The organism is Algoriphagus yeomjeoni (assembly GCF_049821175.1).
GTDB lineage: Bacteria > Bacteroidota > Bacteroidia > Cytophagales > Cyclobacteriaceae > Algoriphagus > Algoriphagus yeomjeoni_A.
On the sequence record NZ_CP187512.1, the window covers coordinates 4,592,501 to 4,617,861 of the forward strand.

Here is a 25,361-nt window from a genome sequence, read left to right on the forward strand (position 1 = left end):
AACTTAAGATATTAGACAATAGACGCTAGACAGGAGACTGGTTGAGATACGAAAGAGATCTTGCTACTTGATACTAGCTACTTAAGTCTTCCAATTTAGGCGGCCTAGCGCAGGGGTCCCACCTCTTCCCATCCCGAACAGAGAAGTTAAGCCCTGCAGCGCCGATGGTACTGGGGTTACACCCGGGAGAGTAGGTCGCCGCCTCATTTATTCAAAAGCCAGCTTTAACCAGCTGGCTTTTTTGCGTTAACGCCTGTTTTGGTAAGTGAATACAAAAGCCGGAAGAACAGCCAACGATAGGAGTCCAATGCAGCCTCATTTATCCTAAGCCCGATGGTTAATTCCATTGGGTTTTGGTTTTATATACTTTTTTGTATGCCAACTCAATTCTCTGTTAAGACATTTGGATTGGGTTAGTTATTTTTCTTTTGCAATAGTTTTTTCTCTTCCAATTGCAAAGACCAAACTACTAGGCATTTATTCTCGAATATGATTTTTGTCAGCTTTTAGTATAGTTTATGTCAAGTACCACCATTTTTTACTCACGTAGTTTTGGTGATCCAATAGATTATAAAACCTCAAGAAGATCTGGAGTTATTCTTTCCATTTTTTCTTCAAGTAATTGGTGATATGCAATCTTTAAACTAAGAATTAACCATAATTCGTTTTGGATTTTATAAATTAGTAGAGCAATAGTTATATAAATGGATAAAAAACTACCTGCACATGAAGTTGTTTCTTGCTATCACTGCGGTGAAGATTGCGAGAATGTGCATTTAGTAGTTGATGATCGTAATTTTTGCTGCCAAGGATGTAAACTAGTATATGAGGTTCTCTCTGAAAATGATCTCTGTAATTACTATGATATCGCTAATCATCCAGGAAATAGCCAGAAGAGCAAGAAACTTCAATCTAATAGATTTGATTACCTAGAGGATCAAGAGACGGCTAATAGCTTACTCGATTTTCAAAATGCCAACGAGAGTCACTTAACCTTTTATATCCAAAATATTCATTGTGCGTCTTGCATCTGGCTGCTGGAGAATTTAAATCAAATTCACTCAGGTATTTATTATAGTAGAGTTGATTTCATCAAAAAGAAGGTTCAGATAAAATTTCTTAAGGATAAAATCACGATTAAAGAATTGGTGAGTTTGCTTTCTACCATAGGCTATGAACCTAAAATAAACCTATCAAATCTAGATAAGAAGCAAGTTCCTACTTATGATAAGCGACTTATCCAGAAGCTCGCAGTTGCTGGATTTTGCTTTGGAAATATGATGCTATTTAGTATTCCTGAATACTTTTCAGAAGCTGAGCTCATCGACCCTTCTTTTCGGGGTTTGTTTAGCTATCTAAATGTTATTCTGGCTATTCCAGTAGTCATTTACTCCGCTAGTGATTATTATCTCTCTGCATGGAATTCGCTCAAGCAAAAGCGAATAAATATGGATGTTCCTATTGTATTAGGGATAGTAGCCTTGTTCGTTTATTCGCTTTGGGAAATTTTTGCTTTTCAAAGATCAGGATATATGGACAGCCTGGGTGGATTATTGTTTTTCTTATTATTGGGGAAAATCTATCAACAGAAAACTTTTTCAACCCTAGAGTTTGACAGGGATTATAAGGCCTATTTTCCAATTGCAATTACCCGAATATCAAAAGACCAAGAGTCAGTAATCCCTTTATCCAAACTCTCGGTTGGTGATGTGATTATGGTTCGTGATGAGGAGTTGATACCTGCTGATTCAGTTTTGTTGAGTGCCAACGCTAGTATTGATTACAGTTTTGTGACTGGAGAAGAGGTTCCAGTTCCAAAACAAAAAGGAGAATTAGTATATGCTGGAGGTCGTCAGATGGGTGGTGCTATTTTGCTGACAGTCCAAAAATCTCCCTCACAGGGATATCTCACTGATTTATGGAACAATGAATCTTTTGAGAAAGGCAAAGAAGGATTGCTCGAACCCATATCAAACAAAATCAGTGCTGTTTTCACTTGGTCAGTTTTAGCGATTGCATTTATCTCATTTGCCTATTGGTCTTTCACTGATTTATCTCTTGCAGTAAAAGTATTCGCGTCAGTGCTTATCGTAGCTTGCCCCTGTGCTTTGGCGATGTCCACGCCTTTTACTTTAGGTAATACACTCAGGATTTTTGGGAAAAGTAGATTTTACTTAAAAAATGCGAATGTTGTTGAGCGATTGGCTTTGGTTGATTCAGTAATCTTCGATAAAACTGGTACCCTCACAGATCCTTCAACAGCGAAAATCAGTTTTATTGGTGTGCCTCTTTCAGAAGAATCTAAAAGTATTTTGAAAGCTTTGGTCCAGCGCTCTACCCACCCACTCAGTAATCGTATTAATTATTGGCTTGAGGGTCAAAATGCTATTTCAATAGAACAGGTAAAAGAAATCAAAGGAGCTGGGGTCCAAGTGACATATAAAAACCAAGACTTCAGAATTGGTTCTGCTGAGTTTACAGGCTTTAAAACTCAGCCAAAAAGTCAATTTGGAAACATTGTATGCTTCACTGTAGAAGGCCAGGAATTAGGTTATTTCCTAATTGAGTCAGGTCTTCGAGAAAAGGCATCTGATGTAATTAGTGAGCTTAGCGCTAAATATAACCTGCATATGTTGTCGGGAGATTATCCTCACGAACAAACATACCTAGAAGAAAAGCTTGGTCATAAAATCACTTATAATTTCCAACAAAGTCCAGTCGATAAATTGTCCTATGTGAAGAACTTGAACAAAGCCAACCATACTTTAATGATAGGAGATGGCTTAAACGATGCTGGGGCTTTGCAAGAGGGTGAAGTGGGAATAGCAATATCTGATCGAGTGAGTCATTTCTCCCCAGCAAGCGATGCGATCATGGATTCTGAGGTATTTGGTATGATTCCTAATTTTCTGAGTTTCGCCAAATCAAGCAGACTTATCATAAAGGCAAGTTTTATTTTGAGTTTATTTTATAACTTAGTTGGACTTGGGTTGGCAGTTCAGGGGCTTTTGAGTCCGGTAATCTGCGCTATTTTGATGCCTTTAAGTAGTATTTCTGTGGTTGTTTTTACGACGTTGACCACCAATTTTGTTGCCTGGAAGAGGGGAATGTTAAGTTCAAAACTGTTCTAGCATGGAGGTTATTTTTCTGTTAATCGCGATTAGTCTAATACTGGCAAGTACATTTCTCTACCTTTTTTTTAAGGCAATGAAAGACGGCCAATTTGATGATAATTATACTCCTTCAATAAGAATACTCTTCGATAACACATCGAAAAAATCAAAGAAAGATCAACCATCAAAACCCGATTCCTATGAATGACACTATGCTGGAGAGGTTCCAATATGACAATAAAATTGTCAAATATTTTGGGGCAGCCACAATTATCTGGGGCGTAATAGGGATGCTGGTCGGCGTTCTTGCGGCGACACAGTTATTCTTGCCTGAAGCTAATTTAGGCAACCCCTACACTACATTTGGGCGAATTCGCCCGCTCCACACTAATGCGGTAATTTTCGCTTTCGTTGGAAATGCAATTTTCGCTGGGGTGTATTATTCCATGCCTAGGTTACTTAAAGCGCCGATGTGGAAGAAATCACTGAGCTGGTTTCACTTCTATGGCTGGCAATTAATTATTCTTGCGGCTGTTCTGACTTTGCCTTTGGGATTAACCTCTTCGAAAGAGTATGCTGAATTAGAATGGCCTATTGATATTGCAATAGCTGTTGTTTGGGTGGCTTTTGGAGCCAATATGATTGGTACTATTCTCAATCGTAGAGAGCGTCATATGTACGTTGCTATTTGGTTTTATTTAGCATCATTCATTACGGTAGCCGTATTGCATATCGTGAACTCCTTGGCGTTGCCGGTTACGTTATTTAAGAGTTATTCTGCCTACGCAGGTGTGCAGGACGCGTTGGTGCAATGGTGGTATGGCCACAATGCCGTAGCATTTTTCCTTACTACACCTTTCCTCGGCTTGATGTATTATTTCTTGCCAAAGGCAGCAAATAGACCGGTTTACTCTTATAAGCTTTCTATTATTCACTTTTGGTCCCTGATCTTCCTTTACATGTGGGCAGGACCTCACCACTTACTTTATACTTCGCTTCCTGAGTGGGCTCAAGTATTGGGGACGGTTTTTTCCGTGATGCTTTTGGCTCCATCTTGGGGCGGGATGGTTAATGGTCTTTTAACCTTGCGGGGAGCTTGGGATAAAGTGACAAATGATCCCGTCCTGAAATTCATGGTAGTGGCGATCACCGCTTATGGTATGGCAACTTTTGAGGGACCAATGCTTTCCTTTAAAAATGTCAGCGCAATAGCTCACTATACCGATTGGATTATAGCACACGTACATGTAGGCGGATTAGGATGGAATGGTTTCTTGACTTTCGGAATGCTGTATTGGATGTGGCCTAGATTATTTAAGACAACCATTTATTCAACTAAGCTGGCTAATACACACTTCTGGCTTGGAGTATTGGGAATCATTTTCTATGCCTTGCCAATGTATGTAGCCGCTTTGACTCAATTCTTGATGTTGAGAGAGTTTGATGAGATGGGTAAACTGGCTTATGGTAACTTCCTTCAAACTGTAGTTGAGTTAGTTCCAATGTACATGCTTCGGGCATTTGGTGGTCTGCTCTATGTGAGTGGTGCAATTCTGATGGGCTATAATATGTTCAAAACTGCTAAGCAAGGTACGTTTGTAGCAACCGAAGAAGACTCAGCACCGGCACTGACGAAAAGCTACAATCCCCAAGGAGAATTTTGGCATCGGGCATGGGAGAGAAAACCAGTTTTCTTTGCCGTATTAGCTACTGTGGCCATTTTGATAGGTGGCGTGGTAGAGATCGTTCCTACTATTTTGGTAAAATCCAATATACCTACTATCAGCTCTGTGAAACCTTACACTGCTCTTGAGCTGGAAGGAAGAGATATTTATATCAATAATGGATGTGTGGGATGTCATTCTCAAATGATTCGGCCATTTAGGTTTGAAACAGAACGATATGGAGAGTATTCCAAGGCAGGTGAATTTGTATATGATCGACCTTTCCTCTGGGGATCCAAACGGACTGGTCCAGATCTTCATAGGGTAGGTGGTAAATACCCTGATAGTTGGCACTATTTCCATATGGAAGACCCTAGAAGTATGTCTCCTGGATCTTTGATGCCTCCATATCCATGGTTGAAAACCAATGAACTTAATTATTCTGATTTGCCTGCCAAAATCAGAACGATGCAAAAATTGGGCGTCCCATATCCTGAGGGTTATGACCAGCAAGCAGTGGCAGACTTGGAAGCTCAGGCTGCTAAAATCGCTATAAATCTGGAAGATGCAGGAGTGGCAGTAATGCCAAATACTGAAATAGTAGCATTGATTGCTTATCTCCAGCGATTAGGGACAGATATCAAAGTTTCATCATCTAACTAGCCGGAAATCATGTACAAAGAAGTATTAAGATCGATTGAAAATGTAGAAGTGTTCCCAGTGGTTTCTCTGGTGATATTTGTTCTGTTTTTTATAGGGATTACTATTTGGACTATGCGTGTTCCAAAAGATGTAATAGACCATATGAGTTCTTTGCCAATGGATGATGATAACGAATTAACCGACAAACAGCCATGAAAAAATTACTAACCCTATTTACATTCAGTGGACTTTTGGCTTCTAATCCACTTTTGGCGCAGGAAGTGTCAGGGGGATTTGCAGCTATCGACTCTAATCAAAAGACTCTTTTAATAATTATTGGGATCACTATCGGAGTAATTATTTTGCTCTTGGTTCTGATGATTTATTTGATGTCGTTTATTTCTACCGTTTTCCGCAAGGAAAATCCAGAGATAGCAGAAGAACCTAGCTGGTGGGAATCATTTAAGTTGAAGTTTGTCACAGGTGATATCGAAGAGGAGCAAACAAAAGATAAGTTGATGAACGATCATTCGTATGACGGAATTCAGGAGCTGGACAACTTTATGCCCCCATGGCTTCAATGGGTATTTACTGGAACCATCATAATAGCATTTGTGTATTTTGGTTATTACACAGTTCTTGGTTATGGAAAAACCGGTGTTGAGGAATATCAAGAAGAAGTACGGATCGCAGCGATAGAAGCTAAAGCTAGAGGTGAGAGTGCGCTTGCGTCGCTAGATGAAACCAACGTGACTCTTGATGATTCTGAAGCAGCTTTGGCTACAGGAAATACTATTTTCCAAGCGAACTGTGCTGCTTGTCATGCTGCTGACGGCGGAGGCGGAGTAGGACCGAATCTAACAGATAAATATTGGATACACGGCGGAGATATCAAAGATTTATTCTCTGTGATAAAATATGGTGTGATATCGAAAGGGATGGTCCCTTGGGAAGATCAGCTTAATCCTAAGGAGATTCAGGAAGTGGCAAGCTTTATCCTGAGTCTTCAAGGCACAAGCCCTGCTGCTCCAAAAGATCCACAAGGAGAATTGTATGAAGAGGGAGCTGAAGAACCTGCTATGGATTCTGTTTCTCCTGCAGATACAACTTCATTTGCGACCGATACAACGGCGATAGCCGAATAAGTTAACCCTACCGGCAGTCATCCGATTTCCGGTAGAAAATAGCCTAATTTTATGGCAAAAAAGAACCCACATTTAAATCCTGAGACCTTTAGAGACTCATTGGCTACTGTCTTGGATGATGGGAAGCGGAATTGGGTCTATCCCAAAAAGGTAAAAGGGTTCTTTTATAAGTACCGGACCTACGTTTCTTGGGTCCTCTTGGGGATTTTATTTGCTGGACCATTTATCAAAGTAGACGGCAGGCCTTGGCTTCTATTCAATATTTTTGAGCGGAAATTCATCATTTTCGGGGCAGTATTCTGGCCTCAGGATACCTACCTGCTCATTTTTCTTTTGCTGATATTCTTTGTCTTTGTCATTCTCTTCACGGTAGCTTTTGGAAGAGTATGGTGTGGGTGGGCATGCCCGCAAACGCTATTTATGGAAATGGTTTTTCGTAAAATAGAATACCTGATTGAGGGAGATGCTAATCAGCAAAGAGCGTTGAATGCGCAGCCTTGGAACCAGGAGAAGATAGTCAAGAAATCAATTAAGATCAGTGTCTTTGCTTTCATATCACTCTTGATTGGTCATTTGATGATGGCCTATTTGATTGGAATAGAAGCGGTGCTAGAAATCGTCTCTTCACCGCCTACTGCGCATATGGCAGGATTTATAGGCTTGATTGCCTTTTCTGGCATTTTCATGTTTGTTTTTACCTGGTTTAGAGAGCAAGCCTGCTTGGTGGTGTGTCCTTATGGTAGATTACAAGGTGTGATGCTAGATAACAACTCCATCAATGTGATGTATGACTATGTTCGTGGAGAACCGAGAGCACCTATCCGAAAAAACGCTGCAGAGAATGTAGACAAAGGAGATTGTGTGGATTGTAGCCTTTGCGTGCAAGTTTGCCCGACGGGAATAGATATTCGCAACGGAATACAGATGGAATGTGTGAACTGTACGGCATGTATAGATGCCTGCGACGAGGTAATGGTGAAAGTAGATCGGCCTACAGGCTTGATTCGATATGCATCAGAGAATAGTATCAAACAAGGCTTTCAAAAGCTACTGACTGGAAGAGTAAAGTCTTACATCGTAGTTTTGGTTTTGCTGTTAACTGTTTTCGTTTCTCTGATTGCCACCCGAGATGATATTTCTGCTACAATTACTAGATTTCCAGGGATGACTTACCAAGAGCGGGAAGATGGAATGGTTACTAACCTTTATCAAATTACCTTGATTAATAAAACCTTTGAGCCTCAGGAGGTCGAGTTGAAGTCCCTGGCTGAAGGAATGAATGTGGAGATTGTGGGAGCTCAGCATTTGGTTTTGGATGCACAATCTAAATTTGAAGGAAGGTTCTTTTTGGTAAGAAATCAAGATGAGGTGAAAGTGAATCAAGAAAAAGTAGAATTGGCTCTTTTTTACAAAGGAGAGAAGATTGACGAGATAGAGACGAATTTCACAGCACCAATCAAGTGAGTTTAAAAATTAATCAGATGCAATTATGGATTGGGGAAAGGGTATAGTACTTACAATTATAGGCTTTGTCGCACTGATTTTGACTATGGTGGTGATCTCTGTGCGAATGGACGGTATCGAGTTGGTGACGGAGAATTACTACGAAGAAGAAATAAAATACCAAGACAGGATTGATGAATCTAAATCTGCTGACGATTTAGACCGAGAAGTGATTTCTTTTGATGTGCAATCCAAAGTCATAGAACTTGACCTTCCGAGTGGTACAAAAGGGTTTCTCCAGCTTTTCCGTCCTTCCGATTCTTCTTTGGATCAAAAAATAAACGTTGAAGTAACGCATTCTGGAATTACTCAAATCCCCCTGAAAGATCTTAAATCTGGTTATTGGAAAGTTCAGCTCAACTGGTCTGAAAATGGAATTGATCACTATCAGGAAAAAAAGATCACACTATAAATGCTCTGGACTGCCTTCATACTTGGGTTTTTGGGTTCATTTCACTGCGTGGGAATGTGTGGTCCCATAGCTTTAGCCGTAGGCGGAAGTGGGAGCAAATCATTCTTCTATAATAAGATTCTCTATAACCTTGGCAGAAGCGTTACCTATGCTATTCTTGGGCTAATTATTGGCAATATTGGTTTTCCCTTATCAGTGGCTGGAGTACAGCAAGGTTTCTCTATTGCGATGGGCGTACTCATTCTGATTATGGCGCTTTCATACAAAAAAGCCGATCAATTTTTAACTATCCCTGCTCTTTCGGGAATAGTGATTTGGGTAAAGAGACAATTAAATAGATTTCTGAAAGCTGGAGGCCCATTTGCTTTCTTTGGTACAGGGTTAGCCAACGGTTTACTTCCCTGCGGAATGGTCTACATGGCGTTAATTGCTGCTTTGGCATTCCAAAGTCCGCTACTTGGGACCACCTATATGTTCTTTTTCGGTATTGGTACGATTCCTATGCTCCTTGTACTTATGTACTCAGGGACTTTGATTCCGGTTGGAGCAAGGCAAAAATTCCAAAAAGCCATTCCTTACCTCGGTGTGCTTATAGGACTTCTATTTATTTTCCGTGGACTTGGGTTAGGAATGTTTTTCAGCCCTGATCTACACGTTTTTGATTATGGTAGTCAGCAGGTCGAAATTACGATGTGTCGCTAGACCGTCTTGCTGAAAAGAGCTTTTTTAGCTTGATTTTTTGCCAAACGAAGATCTATCTGAGAGCAGATGTTTCTAATGAAACTCATTCCTTTTTGCGATACTTTGATCAGAGTAGAATTTATGGACATAAGACCGTCCAATTCCATTTCTCTTAGGTTCCAAACTTGATTTTCTGAAAACTGCTCCCAGACTTCAACTGGGATTTCAGCTTCTTTTCTACAAATCAACTCAAGAATTATACTTCTGATTTGTAGGTCAAGTTCGCTGAGTGTGTGCCCTTTTTGGATAGACCATTCTCCTTTCATCGTCTCAGCTTTATAGCGCTCAATAGCTTTGTCATTTTGGGCATAAGCATAATACACGTCACTGATGCTACTGGCTCCCAGCCCAATCAGGGTTTTGGAAGGCAAAGTAGTGTAACCCATAAAATTTCTATGCAATGAGCCTTCGTTTTTTGCTAGGGTCAAAGGGTCGTTTGCAAGTGCAAAGTGGTCCATTCCTATTTCTACGTATCCCATTTTCACAAGAAGAGCTCTTCCGAATTTGTAGAGTTCACTCTTCTCAGTTTCTGTTGGTAAAAATTGCTCGAAGCTCCTCTGCGCAGGAAATGCACTAGGCAGATGTGCGTAACTATAAAAAGCTATCCGGTCAGGTTTTAACTCATTTACTTTTTCAAAGGTGTCTTTGAGGCTTTTGATGGTCTGATGTGGCAACCCATAGATCAAATCAAAATTTATAGAAGTGTAACCTAAAATTCGTGCAGAATCTGTCGCGTATTTTACTTTCTCAAATGGCTGGACCCGATGGATGGCTTTCTGAACTTTCTCATCAAAATCCTGAATTCCATAGCTTACACGCTTGAAGCCCAGATCGCCCAGTGTTTTTAAATGTTCAAAACGTGTATTGTTCGGATGTCCTTCAAAGCTAAACTCAGCATTAGGACTGATAGCTGAACCTTTCAGAATAGTTGAAATCAAATGATTTAGACTTGAGGGGGCAAAGAAGGTGGGAGTTCCTCCGCCAAGATGGATTCCTGCTATTTTAGGTTGATTCTCAAAAATCGCCTTATATTTTTCCCATTCGGCAAGCAGTGCTTCAATGTATGGATCTTGGACTTGTTTGTTTTTGGTGATTCGTTTGTTGCAGCCACAGTAGGTGCACAGGCTTTCGCAATAAGGCAGATGGATGTAGATAGAAATCCCTTCTTTCTCGCCAAAGTTTATAAATGCTTTCTTTACCAGGTCATTCCAATCCTTATGCTCTAAGTTATTTTCCCAAAGAGGAACGGTAGGATAAGAAGTGTATCTGGGTGCAGGACTGTTGTACTTTTTGACTAATTCGGCTGAATTCGGCATGTGAATTTGCTTTTTTGCAAATAACGCCATTCATCTTTTTAGACTAGATGATAACTGAAGTCAAGTTTAATGACTAAAATCAGGTCACAAACTTTCTCCAACTCTTGCTCATTAAAGTAATTAATCGAGTAGGAAATTATTTAAGAAACTGCTTTTCAACCCAAGCCAAATAAAGAATAATATCAAACCCCAAAATAGGTATATGCGATAGTAATCGGCTGTTTCCTTATAGCGATTTTCTATCACTTCAGTCTTTTCTAAGGTGTCTATTCTATCAAAAATAGAAGCTAGGGTACCTCCATCAGCAGCTCTGAAAAATTCTCCATTTCCAACCTTGGCTATTTCTCGAAGTGTGGATTCATCCAAATAGCTTTCTACCATCTGAGGTCTTCCAAAGAAATCTGTACCATAAGGAACGAGACCATCCTTTCCCATGGCAATCGTATAAAGCTTGATATCCAGTGCGGCGGCTAGGTTTGCAGCGAATAAAGGATCTACATTACCTGCATTACTTTCACCGTCACTAAGCAGGATCATTACCTTAGAAGCAGACTCGGATTCCTTCATTCGATTGGTACCGGCGGCTAACGCTGAGCCAATTGCTGTTCCTTTTGCTTCCATCATGCTGAAGGAAATTTCTTGCACTAAATCTGTTAGTAGCTCATAGTCATTTGTTAGAGGGGCCAATGAATACGCCTCGCCTGCGAATACAACCATACCAATTCTATCTCCAACTCTGCCATTTATAAACTCAGTAGCGGTAGCTTTAGCCGCTTCAAGGCGATTTGGAGTGAAATCCTGTAAATCCATGGATTCGGAAATATCCAAAACCAGCATGATGTCTATTCCCTCCGTATATTGCTCTACCCGCTCATTGCTACGCTGTGGTCGAGCTAAAGCAATTACAAGCATAATGAGGAAGAGATAGAAAAAGCCAGCAGGTATTAGGCGTAAATAAGTCCAAGGGTTGTTATTCGCGATGCGTTTTGGAAGTGAAAGCTCTAGAACAGGGTTTTTCAAGAACTTAACAAAAGTTCTAAAAAGGATGAATACTGGAATAATCCAGATCAAATTCAATAAAATCGGATTTTCCCATTCGAAACTTTTGAAGGTCTCAGGCAGAAACCAGGACCAGCTAAAGAATTCAGACAGCTGCTCTCTCATGCTTGATTTTGGTTTGTTTTTCCTGATATTTCTCTCTTGCCACTTCTAATAAATAGCTTGTTGCCTCTTCGCTTTCAGAAGATTCTCCGGCATAAATAATCAAATCTATCGCTCTGAGCGCTTTGAAAATCTCAAGATTATCCAATTGCTCACCGATTTCGCTGGAAGTCCATTCCTTAATAGGAAGATTGGTGATGCTCTCCATATATCCTTTCCAAAGACCAATTACCTCATCTGCAGATTCAATGGAAGGGTTTTTAGTGAGCAATGCCGTCTGGGTTTTCCATCTTTTTTCAAACTGCTCCCAACGTCTTTTCTCTCTTCTTTCTGTCCAATATTCTTGGAATTTATCTGCAAAAAGGAAGTAAATAATTCCAAGGAAAATCAGAATACCACCTAGAATAATACCTATAATAATCCAGTTGAAAGATTTTTCGAGGGATTGGTAAATGTTGTTTTGTTGGAAGACTAGCTGCTCAGGAATGCTGTCTAATGTTAGTTTAAGTTTCAGTTCAGCCTCCATTGGATAATGGACCACACTATCATACCTAGCAAGTTCATATACCGGCAAAGTCAGATAAGTACTCGGGTCTAACGAAAAGTTAGATACAAAATAAACTGTACTGTCTTGAGTAATGCTGTCCTGAGTAGAGGATATATAGGTCTTTTTTTCAAGAAGGACCATTGGAGAAAAATCGAAGGTAGAATCAGGAAAAATAATCTGGGTGGATTCTGGGTAAGTTGCCTTCAGTACATACCCTACTCGCTCACCAATCTTAGCAGAGTCTTGCATGAAATAGCCATCCACCTTGACTTGCTGCGCATTGCTCAGAAAAGGAAGGAGTAGAAATAAAAAGATTTTGAGCGTTTTAACCACGTTTCATACTTTTGTTTCGGTACTTAAATAGCTCCAGTAGAGGGCCAACTATATCTTGGGTGGTATCAATAGTTAGGTAGTTTATTTGGTTCTTTTTACAAATATCCTTTAAGTTCTCTCGCTCAGAAGTAAAGGTATTCGCTATTTTTTTAGAAAAGCTCCCAAAGGCAGTGTTCACCCATGTTGTTTTACCTTTTTCTTTATCATAAACCGGTATAATACCCAAGGAAGGTAATGCCGACTCACGAGGGTCGGTTAATTGTATGGCCACTACATCATGTCGCTCAGCAAGGGCTCTGAATGGGCGCTCGTAACCGTCGTCGATGAAATCAGAAATAATTACAATTACAGCTCTTTTTTTAATAAGATTCAGGGCAAACATAAACATGGAGTTCAAATCTGTTTTCAAAGAATTGTTTTCATGGTCAAATATTCCTCGAATCATCTTTACGCCTTGCTTGCTTCCTTTTGAAGGGAGAATCAGTTTTTCCCGTTGATCTGAATAGCTGATCAACCCAACTTGGCTTCCATCAAAAACCGCAGCAAGTGTTAATACTCCTGCGATAATCTTTCCTTGATCGATTTTCTTATTGCCTGGCTGTCCAATATCCTGACTGCCGCTAATGTCTAACAGAAAGAAAACTGACTGTTCCTTGTCTTCGCGAAACGTTTTGACAAATGTCCCGTGCCCCTTTGCAGATACTTTCCACTCAATGGTACGGATGTCGTCTCCATACTGGTAAGGGCGGAGATCATCAAACTCCAATCCCGACCCTTTGAAAAGCGACTGATACTCTCCTTGCAGGTGATTATTGGCCACCTTTCGGATCATGATTTCGTATTTTCTGAGCTTGCTGAATAATTCGTTCATGAAGGATGATTTGAACGGCCTAAGTTATGCTTCTAAGCTGAATTATAAAATTTCAGTTACATGAAGGGTGGGGAGATTTTCCGTTAAAAAAACCTAATTTTGACCTGTGAAAAGATTTCTGATACTAAGTTTTTGCATCATTTCCCTTGTAAGTTGTAATTCTAGCAATAAACCAACTGGTCTGTTGCCCGAAGATAAGATGGTGGAAGTGTTGATAGATATTCATCTTACTGAGGGACTTACGAGTGCTATGCCAGTAGCATATGATTCGTCCAAAGTACTTTATAATTTGCTCGAAAAAGATGTTTTCATCAAACATCAGGTAAGTGATTCAGTTTTCACACAGAGCATGTTGTATTACCTCCGTGATCCTTCAGAAATGGAGCGAATTTATTCTCGCGTGGTAGATTCCCTTATGGTAAGAGAGTCTTCCGGCGGGACGATAGACCAATTCTAATGCTATACCCACGCAATCTCGAACAAAAAGTAAATTTTATCAAAGTCAAAGAACTCCTCAAAACGGAGTGTAGCTCTCCACTTGGAATGCAATACGTGGACCGTTTGACTTTCTCTTCAGATTTTAATTTGGTGACCAAATTGCTCGATCAAACAGAGGAATTCCGCCAGATTTTAATCTCAGGAGACCTTTTTCCCTCATCCAATTTCACCAATCTGAATCCTTATTTAGAGAAAGCCAAACTGGAGAATGCTTTCCTTGACGTGGAGGATTTTTATGAGATAAAACTTTCTCTGGATACACTCAGAGGCTGTATTTCCTTTTTTCAGAAAAGAGAAAATGAATATCCAGTGTTAAGCCAGCTGTTGGGATTACTGATGGATCTCGATATGAGTTTACTGAAAGCGATCGAGCTGATTATCGATGAGAAAGGCAAGATGAGAAGCAATGCCAGTCGGGAATTACAGCTTATCCGTACGCAGATCTTGTATGAAGAAGGCCGTCTGCGAAAGGTGATGGATCGGGTCTTCAAGGAAGCCAGAGCAAAAGGACTTACTACGGAAGATTCCGCTATTACGGTGCGTTCAGGTCGATTGGTGATTCCTATTGCTGCAGAAAATAAGCGTAAACTCAGAGGTTTTATTCACGATGAATCTGCGACGGGTCAAACGGTATTCATGGAGCCAGAAGAGGCTTTGGATATCAATAATGAGATTCGAGATTTGGAGTATATGGAGCGCAGGGAGATTATCAAGATTCTCATTCAGCTGACTGATAAGATTCGGCCTGCTATTCCTGCCTTGAGGAAGGCGACAAATTTCCTTGGTCTAATGGATTTCATCCGAGCTAAAGCAAAATTTGCTCAAAAGACGGATAGCTGTAGACCGGAAATCACTAAGGAAAGGCAATTGACTTGGAGGAAAGCTAGGCATCCCTTGTTGGAAATGGCACTTAAGTCGCAGGGTAAAAATGTCGTTCCGCTTGATGTAAAACTCAGTGGCCATGAGCGTTTACTGGTTATCTCTGGTCCAAATGCCGGAGGAAAATCGGTGACCTTAAAAACCGTAGCACTCCTTCAGTACATGCTGCAGTGTGGAATATTGATTCCAGTTCATCCAGACTCCAAAAGTTCGCTATTTGATAATTTCTTTATCGATATAGGGGACGAGCAAAACTTGGAAAATGACCTCAGTACCTATAGCTCGCATTTAATGAGCATGAAGCATTTTTCGCTTTTCGCCAATAAGAAAACTATCCTTTTTATAGATGAATTCGGTACCGGAACCGAGCCTCAGTTTGGAGGAGCAATAGCCGAATCCATTCTTTTGGCATTGAATAAGCTCGGGGCGTATGGCGTGATTACGACTCACTACGGTAATCTGAAGCAAATCGCAAACAAAAACCAAGGGATGGTCAATGGAGCGATGCGCTATGATGTGGATAAATTGGAGCCACTTTATCAGCTTGAAATTGGAAAGCCCGGTTCTTCTTTCGCCTTGGAGATTGCCTCCAAAATTGGTATACCTAAGGAGATATTGAAATATGCCAAAGAGCAGATTGGCGAGGAGCGCGTGCGTTATGATCGTTTGCTCACACAGGTTGAGAACGAGAAAAACCAATATTCCACTTTGCTGGCGGATGTGAAAGCAAAAGAGCGCTTATTGAAAACGCGTCTTCAGGAATACAATGAGCTGAAAGAGACGATGGAGACAACTAAAAAACGCTATCTCCAAGAAGCAAAACAGGAAGCCAAGCAACTATTAGATCAAACAAATAAAAAGATAGAAGCCACTATTCGTGAGATTAAAGAAGGCAAGGCAGAGAAAGAGGCCACAAAGTTGGTGAGGAAAGATCTGGAAGAATTCAAGGAAAAGGTCAAGCCTGAGAAGAATGTCATCAAGAGTCCTGAGATAAAAGTGCTAAGTGGAAAAATAGGCGTAGGAGATTGGGTAAGACTAAAAGATAATGGAGCGATAGCAGAAGTGCTTCAAGTGAAAGGAAATGAAATTGAAATTTCCATCGGTGAACTTAAATCGAAAGTGAAGCTTTCGAGATTAGAGAAAATATCTCAAGGTGAAGTAAAAAAAGAAAAGAAGGCTGCTGCGTCAAGAAGTGGATATAATACCAACGAAAAGATGATGGATTATTCGCCTAATCTTGATTTGAGAGGAAAACGAGGGGAGGAGATACTCTCATTGATTCAAACCTTCGTTGATGAAGGGTTTATGCTTGGTCTGAAAGACCTCAGGATTGTCCATGGAAAAGGTAATGGGATATTGAGGGATTTAACTCGCAATTTCCTGAAAGATATGAGTCAAGTAAGGCATATGGAAGATGAGCATGCAGACCGAGGCGGCGCAGGAGTCACACTAATTACGCTGAAATAAACTAAAATGGGGAGCAATATTGCTCCCCATTTTAGTTTATTGTCTGATTCAGGTTATTTCTTAAGCAGGTTGAAAGTGTAATTTCCTGCAACTGCTAAAACACCATTTATCCTTGCTCCCGGTGCTGGAATTGTAAAGGTGAGGGTTAAGTTGCTGTTGTTTTGCGTAAAAGAAATTTCCCTTCCGGCGACCGGCTTGGTTCCGGAAAGCATAAACTTGTCGAAGTTTGTGCCTGCAAAACTCCAGGTTCCTGATGCATCAAAAATGTCATTGTTGTTTTTGGACGTGTAGGTTTTAGATGCTCCAGACTTTAGTACCAATTCAAAGCCTGAATATAGATTTGTGACTGCCGTACCATCACGAAGTACAGATCCGCCGCCATCAATACCCCAAGTCTGAGTACCCGTTCCTGTCAAGGCTTCAACAGCTAGTTCTTCTGCTGTTTTAGCAGGAGGAGTAGGGTTTGGGTCGTCTCCACCGCAACTTTGAACTATGCACATGGCAAAAGCGAGGATGCAAAGTCTAATTATTGATGATTTCATATGATTATTTCTTAAAGGTAATTTGGCATCTGGCATATAATTCCTGAAATGATCAAGCAATTGAAACCTTCAACTGTTTGTCTGTTCCAATATGTTCGATTTGTTATGCTGGATAGTTGTCAACCGTGAATTTAAAGATAGGAATTAAAGTTTAATGCTATTGTTTACTTATAATCTTCAAGTGCTATTTTTTGTTTGCAGAATTCGTACTCTCTAGGCTCGTTAGAACATATTATCAGCGTTCTACTTTGAGCATACTGATTTATCATTTCCTGATACCATTCTATTCCCTTACGGTCAAGGTTAGAAGTTGGTTCATCTAAAAGAATTAATGAAACATCTGAAAAAAGCGCCAGACCAAGCTTAAGTCTCTGTTTCATGCCAGAGGAAAATTGACTGATTTGCTTCGACCTATGCTGTGTTAAGTAGAGCTTTTCTATGATTTCATCCAAAGAAATTGAATTCAGCGGCTTTTTAAATTTAAAGTGGAAGTTGAGCAATTCTACTAAACTGAATTCTTCTGGAACTTCCATGTAAGGAGCAGAGATAGCCAGATGGGTAAACCAATCAGTTTCTGAAATAGACTTTTCATTAAAGCAATAATCTATTTTTCCCGAAGTAATAGGGATTGCTCCACAAAGGCACTTCAGCAATGTAGATTTTCCGGATCCGTTACTGCCCGTAATAGCTAAGGAATTCCCTTGAGTCAATTCAAGGCTGAGATTCTTAAAAACCCATTCGTATTGGAAGCGTTTCGAAGCTTCTTCTAGGTGGATTTTTAGCATTACTAATTGATGTAGCCTTTCATTACACCTCGTTCGGAAGAGCGAATGAAATTGAGAATTTCATCCCTTTCTTTTGTTGCAGGCAGATTTACTTCGATTTCTTCCAATGCACGGCTATTATTCATACTATTCAAGAAAAGGTAGCGATAGACTTCCTGAATGTGGGAAATGGACTCACTGGAAAAGCCTCTTCTTCGTAATCCAAGGGAATTTACGCCTGCATATGAAAGAGGCTCACGCGCTGCTTTAGTAAATGGTGGAACGTCTTTTCTAACTAACGACCCGCCAGAAACCATGGCATGCATCCCAATTTTTACAAATTGATGAACTGCACTTGATCCACCCACAATCGCCCAATCGTCAATGGAAACGTGACCGGCTATCTGTACCGAATTAGCGATGATCACATGACTTCCGATCACGCAATCATGAGCCACATGCACGTAAGCCATTAATAAACAATTGCTTCCTATCACTGTAGTTTGCTTTTCTACTGTTCCTCGGCTGATTGTAACACACTCCCGTATGGTCGTATTATCGCCGATCATTACTGTGGAGTCTTCACCTTGGAATTTTAAATCCTGAGGAATTCCGGCTATTACTGCACCTGGAAAAATCTTACAATTTTTACCAATACTGGCTCCTGAAAAAATCGTTACGTTTGGTCCAATCCAAGTATTGTCTCCAATAGTGACATTCTCGCCAATCATCGTGAAAGGATCGATATGAACATTTTTTCCTATTGTTGCTTTTGGGTCGATATGTGCTAAAGGACTGATCATGATTCTTTTCTGGTTATGCTTGCTGTCATTACGGCCTCACATACTAGCGTATTTCCGACATAAGCTTCACCACGCATTTTTGCAATTCCTCTTCTTATCGGGGCCAAAAGTTCACATTTAAAAATGAGAGTATCACCAGGAAGAACCATTTTTCTAAACTTACAGTTTTCAATTCCCAGAAAATAGGTCCAGTAATTTTCTGGATCATCCACTGTACTCAATACTAAGATACCTCCTGTTTGGGCCATTGCCTCTACCTGCAATACTCCTGGCATCACTGGGTTAGCGGGGAAGTGCCCCATAAAGAAAGGTTCGTTGATCGTTACATTTTTTACTCCTGCCACCACCGTATTATCGAGATAAATGATTTTATCAAGTAGTTGGAAAGGATATCTATGCGGCAAAATGCTGCTGATCTGATTGATATCCATCACTGGCGGGAGCTTTGGATCATAATATGGGATGTGTGAGGAAGATGATTTTTCCATCGCACGCTTGATTTTTTTGGCAAAAGCTACATTAGCCGCGTGACCAGGTCTTGCAGCCATAATTTGCGCTTTCAATGGGCGGCCAACAAGAGCTAAATCCCCAACGACATCAAGTAATTTATGTCTTGCAGGTTCATTTCGGTAGCGAAGATCGACATTATTCAAAATGCCTTCTTTCTTTACCTCAACCTTTGGCTTATTGAACATCTTAGCCAAATTGACCAATTCTTTTTCTTCGACAATCCTATCCACCACAACGATGGCATTATTCAAATCACCACCTTTGATAAGATTAGAATTGTAAAGCATTTCTAGCTCATGCAAAAAACAAAAAGTACGGCAAGAAGCTATTTCTGATCTGAATTGGCCAATATCAGTGATCGAAGCATGCTGGCTTCCTAGGACGGGTGAATTATAGTCCACCATCACTGTCACGCGATAATTGTCTGTTGGTAATGCCACCATTTCTACTTCGCGAGCAGTGTCCTTGTACTGGATGCTCTCCTGGACTTCATAGAATCTCCTTAGTGCATTTTGCTCCTCAAGTCCCGCTTCTTCCAGTACTTCGATAAATTGGATAGATGATCCATCCATAATTGGAGGTTCAGGGCCATCCAATTGGATTAGGACATTGTCTATTTCCAAACCCACCAAAGCGGCTAACACATGTTCTACAGTATAAACCCGGGCTCCATTTTGCTCCAGCGTAGTGCCTCTGGAAACATCTACCACCAAGTCGCAGTCTGCGTCTACGGTTGGTTTGCCTTCCAGATCAATTCGCTGAAATTTATATCCGTGATTTGGAGGTGCAGGAAGAAATGTCATGTTTGAAATAACTCCAGTGTGTAGTCCCACCCCGGATATTTCCACCTGCTTTTTAATGGTGTGTTGTTTTACTTTCATCTGATTTTTGAACCGTTCAGCATGCTAAAGGCTGCAAATTTACTGCTTTTTTTCTAGTTCTCTTATGCGGTCTTCTATTGAGCCGAGCTTTTTGAAGATTGAATACGATTTCAGGAAATTCTTCATATCCATTGCTACGTACCCGAACAGAGTAGTTCCTGATTCTTTGATCGATTTACTTATGCCTGTATTAGCGCCGATAGTGGTGTTGTCTGCGATTTTTATATGTCCTACAATTCCAACTTTTCCAGCGATTATGCAGTTTTTTCCTATTTCTGTTGAACCCGAAATGCCAGTTTGAGAAGCTATGACTGTATTTTCACCAACTATTACATTGTGTGCTATTTGAACCATATTGTCGATTTTTGCTCCCTTTTTGATCAAGGTAGATCCCATCGTTGCACAATCAATGGTGCTGTTTGCACCTACGCTCACATTGTCTTCTAGAATTACATTCCCTATCTGTGGAATGGTTTTGTAAGTTCCGTCTTCTTGGGGTGCAAAACCAAACCCATCTGAGCCAATCACGGCTCCAGGATGTATTTCGCAATTATTACCAATAACTGTGTCAGCGCAGATTTTTGCGCCGGGATGTATAATGGTATTGTTGCCGATTTTCACTCGATCGCCAACATGTACATGACTGTGGATTTTGACTGAATCTCCGATGGAGCAGTTTTTGCCCACATAAGAAAAAGCGCCTCTATAAGCCTGTTGCCCGATGCTAGAACTGACATCCAAATAGGATGGTTCTTCAACTCCTACTTTGCTACTTTTCATGAGCATGGAGTAAGCTTCAAGGAGTTTAGTGAATCCGTTATAAGCATCTTCAACGCGGATTAGATTGGTTTTTAGAGCCTTTGTCGGAGTGAAATCTTTGGAAACGATAACTGCTGTTGCCTCCGTTTCATAGATATATGGGGTGTACTTTTCATTAGCCAAAAAACTGATGCCTCCTTGCTGACCTTCTTGGATTTTATCCAATCGGGTTACTTTTTGGTTTTCATCGCCCTCTACTTTTCCTTGTAGTATTGCAGCAACTTGTCCGAGAGTAAATTCCATAAACAATATAAACGGAGTTAATAAGTTAAATTTAGGCTTTTGGCCTTACATACATAGTGTTTCTCTACGATTTTACTCATGACTTTGATATTTGGTAAGTCTGCGGCCTGAGCAACATCAATTACCTTTCCTTTTTTTGTCAAGATGTTAATTCTATCCTTGGCCAAATACCCATAATTACTAACTGCGCCATGCGAAAAGAAATAAACTAAATCACCTTCAGGTATTTGGAGTTTGCTAATCGTTTTCTCCTTTAAATGTTCTATTTCCTCACCCGAAAAAGGCTCATTGGTAAGATTGATCTTAAAAAGGTTTCGAGTCAAAAACATTTGAGAAATATTTCTAAGCACATAATCCGGATGGTTTTTCCAAAGCTTTACCGCCCCCCAAATATCCAAATCATCCATTTCGAGAAATAAGGTCAAAAGATCTGGATTAGTTCGGAAATCAGATAAAGTGGGATCATTCATTAAGAAGAAATCAAATTCCTCAGTTACCGTAAATCGATCTCCAGACTGTCGAAGGAATTTAGCTCTTTCAATAAGTTTGATCAACATTTTCTCTGCACTGACGGTCGTTTTGTGTAAATAAACCTGCCAATACATTAGACGTCTAGCGCTCAAGAAATTTTCGATAGAATAAATTCCTTTTTCTTCGATCACCACCTGATCATTTTTCACATCCATCATCTTGATGATGCGATCTGCTCCGATGGTTCCTTCTGATACGCCGGTAAAGAAACAATCACGCTGCAAGTAGTCAAGTCTGTCTATGTCCAACTGGCTGGAAACCAGTTGATGAAAGAATTTTCGCTCGTATTTATTCTTAAATATTCTTAAAGTAAGATCTAATTTTCCGCCAAACTCCTGATTTAAGAGTTCTATAATCAGAAGGGAAAGGTCTTCATGGGGTACGCCTTTTAGTAGACTATATTCCAAGGCATGTGAAAAAGGTCCATGTCCAATATCGTGCAAAAGAATAGCGATTAGTGCCGCTTCATATTCTTCATCTGTGATTTCAGTGCCTTTATTTCGTAGATTGTCTAGCGTAATGCTCATTAAGTGCATTGCCCCAATCGCATGATGAAATCGGGTATGAAGAGCGCCGGGATAGACAAAATCAGTCAGGCCCAGTTGTTTTATTCTCCGTAATCGTTGAAAATAAGGATGGTCAATAATCGTAAAAATCAACTCGCTAGGGATTGTTATAAATCCGTAAACGGGGTCGTTAAGTATCTTCTGGCTTTTCAAGGAGGCCTTTTTTGTTTGCCCCAAAAGTAATTATAATTTTAAAAGAAACTGAACCTGAAATGTCTCAAAAATTCAAGATACTCTGGGCTGATGATGAAATCGACTTGCTCAAACCTCATATTCTTTTTTTAGAACAGAAAGGATATGACATTACTACAGTGAATTCAGGCGTGGATGCTATCGAAGAGGTAGAATCCAAAAACTTTGATGTAATCTTCTTGGATGAAATGATGCCGGGAATGACAGGTCTCGAAACGCTGCAACAAATCAAACAAATGAAGCCTCAGGTGCCTGTGGTCATGATCACCAAAAGTGAGGAAGAGCATATCATGGATGATGCGATAGGAGGAAAAATCGCTGATTATCTTATTAAGCCTATTAATCCCAGCCAGATATTGCTTTCTGTGAAAAAGCTATTGCAAAATAAGCAGTTGATAGACGAACGCACAACGCAAAGTTATCAGCAGGATTTCATGAATATTAGTATGGCTTTTGATGATGCAGATGATCATCAAGATTGGGCTGATATCTATCGTAAGTTGACGTACTGGGAGATGCAAATCGATGATACGGAAAACAAAAACATGCTCCCTGTTCTAGAATCTCAGAAAATCGAAGCAAATGCAAATTTCTCCAAATTCATAAAAGAGAATTACCTGGATTGGATGGAGGAGAAAAACCCTATAAAGCCGCTACTTTCCCATCAGGTGGTGAAGAAAAAGGTATTTCCACAGCTTCAGGAGAAAAAGCCTCTTTTCTTTATTGTGATTGATAATTTTAGGTTAGATCAATGGGAAGATATAGAGTCAATTATTGCCCCGTATTTCAATATAAAAGACAAGGATACCTATTACAGTATTTTGCCAACCACTACTGCTTTTGCGCGAAATGCGCTCTTCAGCGGCATGATGCCGATGGATATGGCGAGATTCTATCCTCACTTCTGGGAAGATGAGGACTCTGATGAAGGTAAAAATAACTTCGAAGACGAGTGGCTGAAGATCAACTTGGAGAAAAATAGATTGTCGATAAAGTCTAGTTATAATAAAATCATCCAAGCTCATCAAGGAAAAGCAGTCTTGGAGCAATTCCATACCTTTCTTCAAAATGATCTCAATGTCCTGGTCTATAACTTTGTGGATATGGTTTCTCACGCCAGAACGGATATGAAAATGATACGAGAGCTGGCTCCGGATGAATCCGCCTACAGGTCATTGACTACAAGTTGGTTTGAGCACTCTTCCTTGTTTGAACTACTGAAAAAGATCCATGATGCAGGTGCTGAGGTTATTATTACCACAGATCATGGCACGAAAAGAGTAAATAAACCCTATCGAATCATAGGGGATAAAAATGTTACTACGAACTTGAGATATAAGCAAGGTAAGAACTTAAACTTTGAACAAGGAAAGGTTTTTGAGATCAAAAAACCTGAAGACGCGAAATTGCCAAGATTGAATGTGTCTTCTACCTATGTTTTTGCCGTTGAGGATTATTTCTTTGCATACCCCAATAATTACAATTATTATGTGAACTTCTATAAGGATACCTTTCAGCATGGAGGTGTATCTTTGGAGGAAATGATCATTCCGATCGTTCATTTGTCACCTAAATAATCAATCATTTGACCCAGTTCACCTACGAACTAGATGAGATAGATAAGGCTGTACAGGCTATACTAGCGGTAGCTTCGGAAGAAAAGGTATGGGTGTTTCAGGGCGATATGGGAGCAGGAAAGACTACGCTCATAAAAGCGCTGTCCCGAGCTTTTTCTATTACTGATCAAGTTAGCAGCCCTACATTTGGCATCGTCAATCACTATGAGAACCCAAGTGGTACTATTTTTTATCACTTTGATTTTTATAGAATGGATGATCCAACTGAAGCCTTGGATATCGGAATAGAAGAGTATTTTTATAGTGGAAATTATTGTTGGTTGGAATGGGCTGAAAAAATAGCTGCATTTTTGCCTGAGAACTTTCTATTAGTGCGGATTCAAAATGATTCCGATACCAAAAGAACCCTGAACCTACAACACGTCGAGAATGCCAACTGAATTAGACCAATTCACCGCTGTGGGACTGATCCCAAAAGAATCCCCCGCGAAAGTGAGAAATAGAGACAACTCTTTGGTAATTGGACTACCAAGGGAAGTGTCTACTCAAGAGAAGCGGATAGTAATTACACCTGAATCTGTAGGCTTGCTTTCAAACAACGGGATTAGCGTAGTAGTGGAGGCAGGTGCAGGCATGCAGTCCAAATTTTCAGATCAGGATTTTTCTGATGCTGGAGCGAAAGTCACCAATTCTAAAAAGGAGGTCTTTGAGTCCCAAGTAGTGCTTAAAATTGATCCGCCTACAGAAGAGGAGTTGAGCTACATGACTACAGGAAGCTGTTTGATGTCCGCTCTCCAGCTTGAGCGTCAAAGTCAGGAGTTTATACAGACACTAAATCAAAAGAAAATCACAGCTGTAGCATTTGAATACCTGGAGGATAAGGTAGGAGGCATGCCAGTTGTGCGCGCGATGTCAGAGATAGCTGGAAGCACGGTAATGCTTATTGCTTCCGAGTATCTTTCTAGTGAGAATGATGGAAAAGGGTTGATTATGGGTGGAGTGACGGGTGTGCCGCCTACTCAAGTCGTGATTATCGGAGCAGGTACAGTGGCTGAATATGCAGCAAGGACTGCTTTGGGATTAGGCGCAAATATTAAAGTCTTTGATAATCATATTTACAAGCTGCGGAGATTAAAGCAGCTTCTTGGCCAGCAGATATATACCTCCACGATTGATAATTTTAGTCTTAATCAGGCACTTTCAGAAGCAGATGTGGTCATAGGTGCGCTTCGTGCGGAGAAGGGTAGAAATAAGATTGTGGTTTCTGAAGAAATGGTTGCCAATATGATGCATGGAAGTATCATTATTGATGTTGCTATTGATCAAGGCGGTTGTATTGAGACAGGAAGGATGACTTCACATGATGAACCTGTCTATCAAGTCCATGACATAATTCACTATTGTGTACCTAATATTGCTTCTCGAGTTGCCAGAACAGCCTCATACTCTTTGAGTAATATATTTACACCAATAATTCTTCAAATGGCAGACCTCGGAGGTGCCGAAGAAATGATATTCAATTATAAATGGTTTTTGAGAGGCGTTTATACTTACAGAGGAAGTCTTACTAATGCCTATCTAGGAAGGAAATTTGGGATGAGCCACAAAGAGTTACAATTATTGTTGGCGGCTAGATATTAA

At 40.3% G+C, this 25,361-nt stretch carries 24 protein-coding genes and 1 rRNA gene; 14 read left to right on the plus strand and 11 right to left on the minus strand.

What is annotated here, in order from left to right:
- The first annotated feature begins 95 nt into the window (after positions 1-95).
- A 5S ribosomal RNA gene (rrf, locus tag ACPUEN_RS18965) occupies positions 96-207 on the plus strand.
- Between the two features lie 17 nt (positions 208-224).
- Here the strand turns inward: rrf and ACPUEN_RS18970 are convergent.
- On the minus strand, positions 225-347 hold the full coding sequence (locus tag ACPUEN_RS18970; protein WP_425637497.1) for a hypothetical protein: 123 nt from the start codon (positions 345-347) through the stop codon (positions 225-227).
- A gap of 357 nt (positions 348-704) precedes the next feature.
- Here ACPUEN_RS18970 and ACPUEN_RS18975 point away from each other — a divergent pair, with 357 nt between their 5' ends.
- Genes ACPUEN_RS18975 through ACPUEN_RS19010 form a run of 8 tightly spaced genes read left to right on the plus strand, consistent with a single transcriptional unit; the run spans position 705 to position 9,181 of the window.
- A complete protein-coding gene (locus ACPUEN_RS18975) occupies positions 705-3,131 on the plus strand; it encodes a heavy metal translocating P-type ATPase (protein ID WP_425637498.1) in 2,427 nt (808 codons plus the stop codon).
- 1 nt (position 3,132) lies between these two features.
- The gene (gene ccoS / locus ACPUEN_RS18980) at positions 3,133-3,321 is read left to right on the plus strand and encodes a cbb3-type cytochrome oxidase assembly protein CcoS (RefSeq protein ID WP_425637499.1); all 189 of its coding nucleotides are present in this window, start codon (positions 3,133-3,135) and stop codon (positions 3,319-3,321) included.
- A complete protein-coding gene (gene ccoN, locus ACPUEN_RS18985; RefSeq protein WP_425637501.1) occupies positions 3,314-5,440 on the plus strand; it encodes a cytochrome-c oxidase, cbb3-type subunit I in 2,127 nt (708 codons plus the stop codon). The genes ccoS and ccoN overlap by 8 nt, the downstream gene beginning before the upstream one ends.
- 9 nt (positions 5,441-5,449) lie before the next feature.
- Positions 5,450-5,635, plus strand: a complete 186-nt coding sequence (locus tag ACPUEN_RS18990; RefSeq protein WP_111612815.1) for a cbb3-type cytochrome c oxidase subunit 3 — start codon at positions 5,450-5,452, stop codon at positions 5,633-5,635.
- Positions 5,632-6,564, plus strand: coding sequence for a cbb3-type cytochrome c oxidase N-terminal domain-containing protein (locus ACPUEN_RS18995; protein ID WP_425637503.1), 933 nt, complete (start codon positions 5,632-5,634; stop codon positions 6,562-6,564). The genes ACPUEN_RS18990 and ACPUEN_RS18995 overlap by 4 nt, the downstream gene beginning before the upstream one ends.
- Positions 6,565-6,615: 51 nt before the next feature.
- Positions 6,616-8,028 carry a cytochrome c oxidase accessory protein CcoG gene (gene ccoG, locus ACPUEN_RS19000; protein ID WP_425637505.1) on the plus strand — a complete coding sequence of 471 codons (1,413 nt, stop codon included), beginning with the start codon at positions 6,616-6,618 and terminating at the stop codon, positions 8,026-8,028.
- A 25-nt stretch (positions 8,029-8,053) separates the two neighbouring features.
- Positions 8,054-8,479: a FixH family protein gene (locus tag ACPUEN_RS19005; RefSeq protein WP_425637507.1), complete on the plus strand. Its 426-nt coding sequence runs from the start codon at positions 8,054-8,056 to the stop codon at positions 8,477-8,479.
- The gene (locus ACPUEN_RS19010) at positions 8,480-9,181 is read left to right on the plus strand and encodes a sulfite exporter TauE/SafE family protein (RefSeq protein WP_425637508.1); all 702 of its coding nucleotides are present in this window, start codon (positions 8,480-8,482) and stop codon (positions 9,179-9,181) included.
- Here ACPUEN_RS19010 and hemN read toward each other — a convergent pair.
- From hemN to ACPUEN_RS19030, 4 genes are all read right to left on the minus strand, one after another.
- Positions 9,178-10,536 (minus strand): oxygen-independent coproporphyrinogen III oxidase, encoded by a 1,359-nt coding sequence (hemN, locus tag ACPUEN_RS19015; RefSeq protein WP_425637510.1) that lies wholly within the window; start codon positions 10,534-10,536, stop codon positions 9,178-9,180. The two genes, ACPUEN_RS19010 and hemN, sit on opposite strands and share 4 nt — an antisense overlap.
- A gap of 120 nt (positions 10,537-10,656) precedes the next feature.
- Positions 10,657-11,700, minus strand: coding sequence for a VWA domain-containing protein (locus ACPUEN_RS19020; RefSeq protein WP_111612809.1), 1,044 nt, complete (start codon positions 11,698-11,700; stop codon positions 10,657-10,659).
- Positions 11,681-12,577 carry a hypothetical protein gene (locus ACPUEN_RS19025; protein WP_425637511.1) on the minus strand — a complete coding sequence of 299 codons (897 nt, stop codon included), beginning with the start codon at positions 12,575-12,577 and terminating at the stop codon, positions 11,681-11,683. The genes ACPUEN_RS19020 and ACPUEN_RS19025 overlap by 20 nt, the downstream gene beginning before the upstream one ends.
- A complete protein-coding gene (locus ACPUEN_RS19030; protein ID WP_425637513.1) occupies positions 12,570-13,448 on the minus strand; it encodes a DUF58 domain-containing protein in 879 nt (292 codons plus the stop codon). Before ACPUEN_RS19030 ends, ACPUEN_RS19025 begins: the two co-directional genes overlap by 8 nt.
- 184 nt (positions 13,449-13,632) lie before the next feature.
- Between ACPUEN_RS19030 and ACPUEN_RS19035 the strand changes: the two genes are divergently transcribed.
- Together ACPUEN_RS19035 and ACPUEN_RS19040 are read left to right on the plus strand one after the other, a co-directional pair.
- Positions 13,633-13,905: a DUF4296 domain-containing protein gene (locus ACPUEN_RS19035; protein ID WP_317046698.1), complete on the plus strand. Its 273-nt coding sequence runs from the start codon at positions 13,633-13,635 to the stop codon at positions 13,903-13,905.
- On the plus strand, positions 13,905-16,292 hold the full coding sequence (locus ACPUEN_RS19040) for an endonuclease MutS2 (protein WP_425637515.1): 2,388 nt from the start codon (positions 13,905-13,907) through the stop codon (positions 16,290-16,292). The genes ACPUEN_RS19035 and ACPUEN_RS19040 overlap by 1 nt, the downstream gene beginning before the upstream one ends.
- 53 nt (positions 16,293-16,345) lie before the next feature.
- Here ACPUEN_RS19040 and ACPUEN_RS19045 read toward each other — a convergent pair whose 3' ends face one another.
- From ACPUEN_RS19045 to ACPUEN_RS19070, 6 genes are all read right to left on the minus strand, one after another.
- Positions 16,346-16,834, minus strand: a complete 489-nt coding sequence (locus ACPUEN_RS19045; RefSeq protein ID WP_425637517.1) for a hypothetical protein — start codon at positions 16,832-16,834, stop codon at positions 16,346-16,348.
- Between the two features lie 164 nt (positions 16,835-16,998).
- Entirely contained in the window at positions 16,999-17,619 is a 621-nt protein-coding gene (locus ACPUEN_RS19050) for an ABC transporter ATP-binding protein (protein WP_425637519.1), read from the minus strand.
- A 2-nt stretch (positions 17,620-17,621) separates the two neighbouring features.
- Positions 17,622-18,401, minus strand: a complete 780-nt coding sequence (lpxA, locus tag ACPUEN_RS19055; protein WP_425637520.1) for an acyl-ACP--UDP-N-acetylglucosamine O-acyltransferase — start codon at positions 18,399-18,401, stop codon at positions 17,622-17,624.
- A complete protein-coding gene (locus ACPUEN_RS19060) occupies positions 18,398-19,792 on the minus strand; it encodes a bifunctional UDP-3-O-[3-hydroxymyristoyl] N-acetylglucosamine deacetylase/3-hydroxyacyl-ACP dehydratase (RefSeq protein WP_425637522.1) in 1,395 nt (464 codons plus the stop codon). The genes lpxA and ACPUEN_RS19060 overlap by 4 nt, the downstream gene beginning before the upstream one ends.
- A 39-nt stretch (positions 19,793-19,831) precedes the next feature.
- Positions 19,832-20,854, minus strand: coding sequence for a UDP-3-O-(3-hydroxymyristoyl)glucosamine N-acyltransferase (gene lpxD / locus ACPUEN_RS19065; RefSeq protein WP_425637523.1), 1,023 nt, complete (start codon positions 20,852-20,854; stop codon positions 19,832-19,834).
- A 17-nt stretch (positions 20,855-20,871) separates the two neighbouring features.
- Complete coding sequence (locus ACPUEN_RS19070) at positions 20,872-22,104, minus strand: HD domain-containing protein (protein WP_425637525.1); 1,233 nt, start codon at positions 22,102-22,104, stop codon at positions 20,872-20,874.
- Positions 22,105-22,163: 59 nt separating this feature from the next.
- On the opposite strand from ACPUEN_RS19070, the gene ACPUEN_RS19075 reads away from it, so the two are divergent.
- From ACPUEN_RS19075 to ACPUEN_RS19085, 3 genes are read left to right on the plus strand one after another with little or no spacing between them, the layout of a single operon-like run.
- On the plus strand, positions 22,164-23,720 hold the full coding sequence (locus ACPUEN_RS19075) for a PglZ domain-containing protein (protein ID WP_425637527.1): 1,557 nt from the start codon (positions 22,164-22,166) through the stop codon (positions 23,718-23,720).
- 8 nt (positions 23,721-23,728) lie between these two features.
- Positions 23,729-24,160 carry a tRNA (adenosine(37)-N6)-threonylcarbamoyltransferase complex ATPase subunit type 1 TsaE gene (tsaE, locus tag ACPUEN_RS19080; protein WP_425637529.1) on the plus strand — a complete coding sequence of 144 codons (432 nt, stop codon included), beginning with the start codon at positions 23,729-23,731 and terminating at the stop codon, positions 24,158-24,160.
- A complete protein-coding gene (locus ACPUEN_RS19085) occupies positions 24,150-25,361 on the plus strand; it encodes an alanine dehydrogenase (protein ID WP_425637531.1) in 1,212 nt (403 codons plus the stop codon). The genes tsaE and ACPUEN_RS19085 overlap by 11 nt, the downstream gene beginning before the upstream one ends.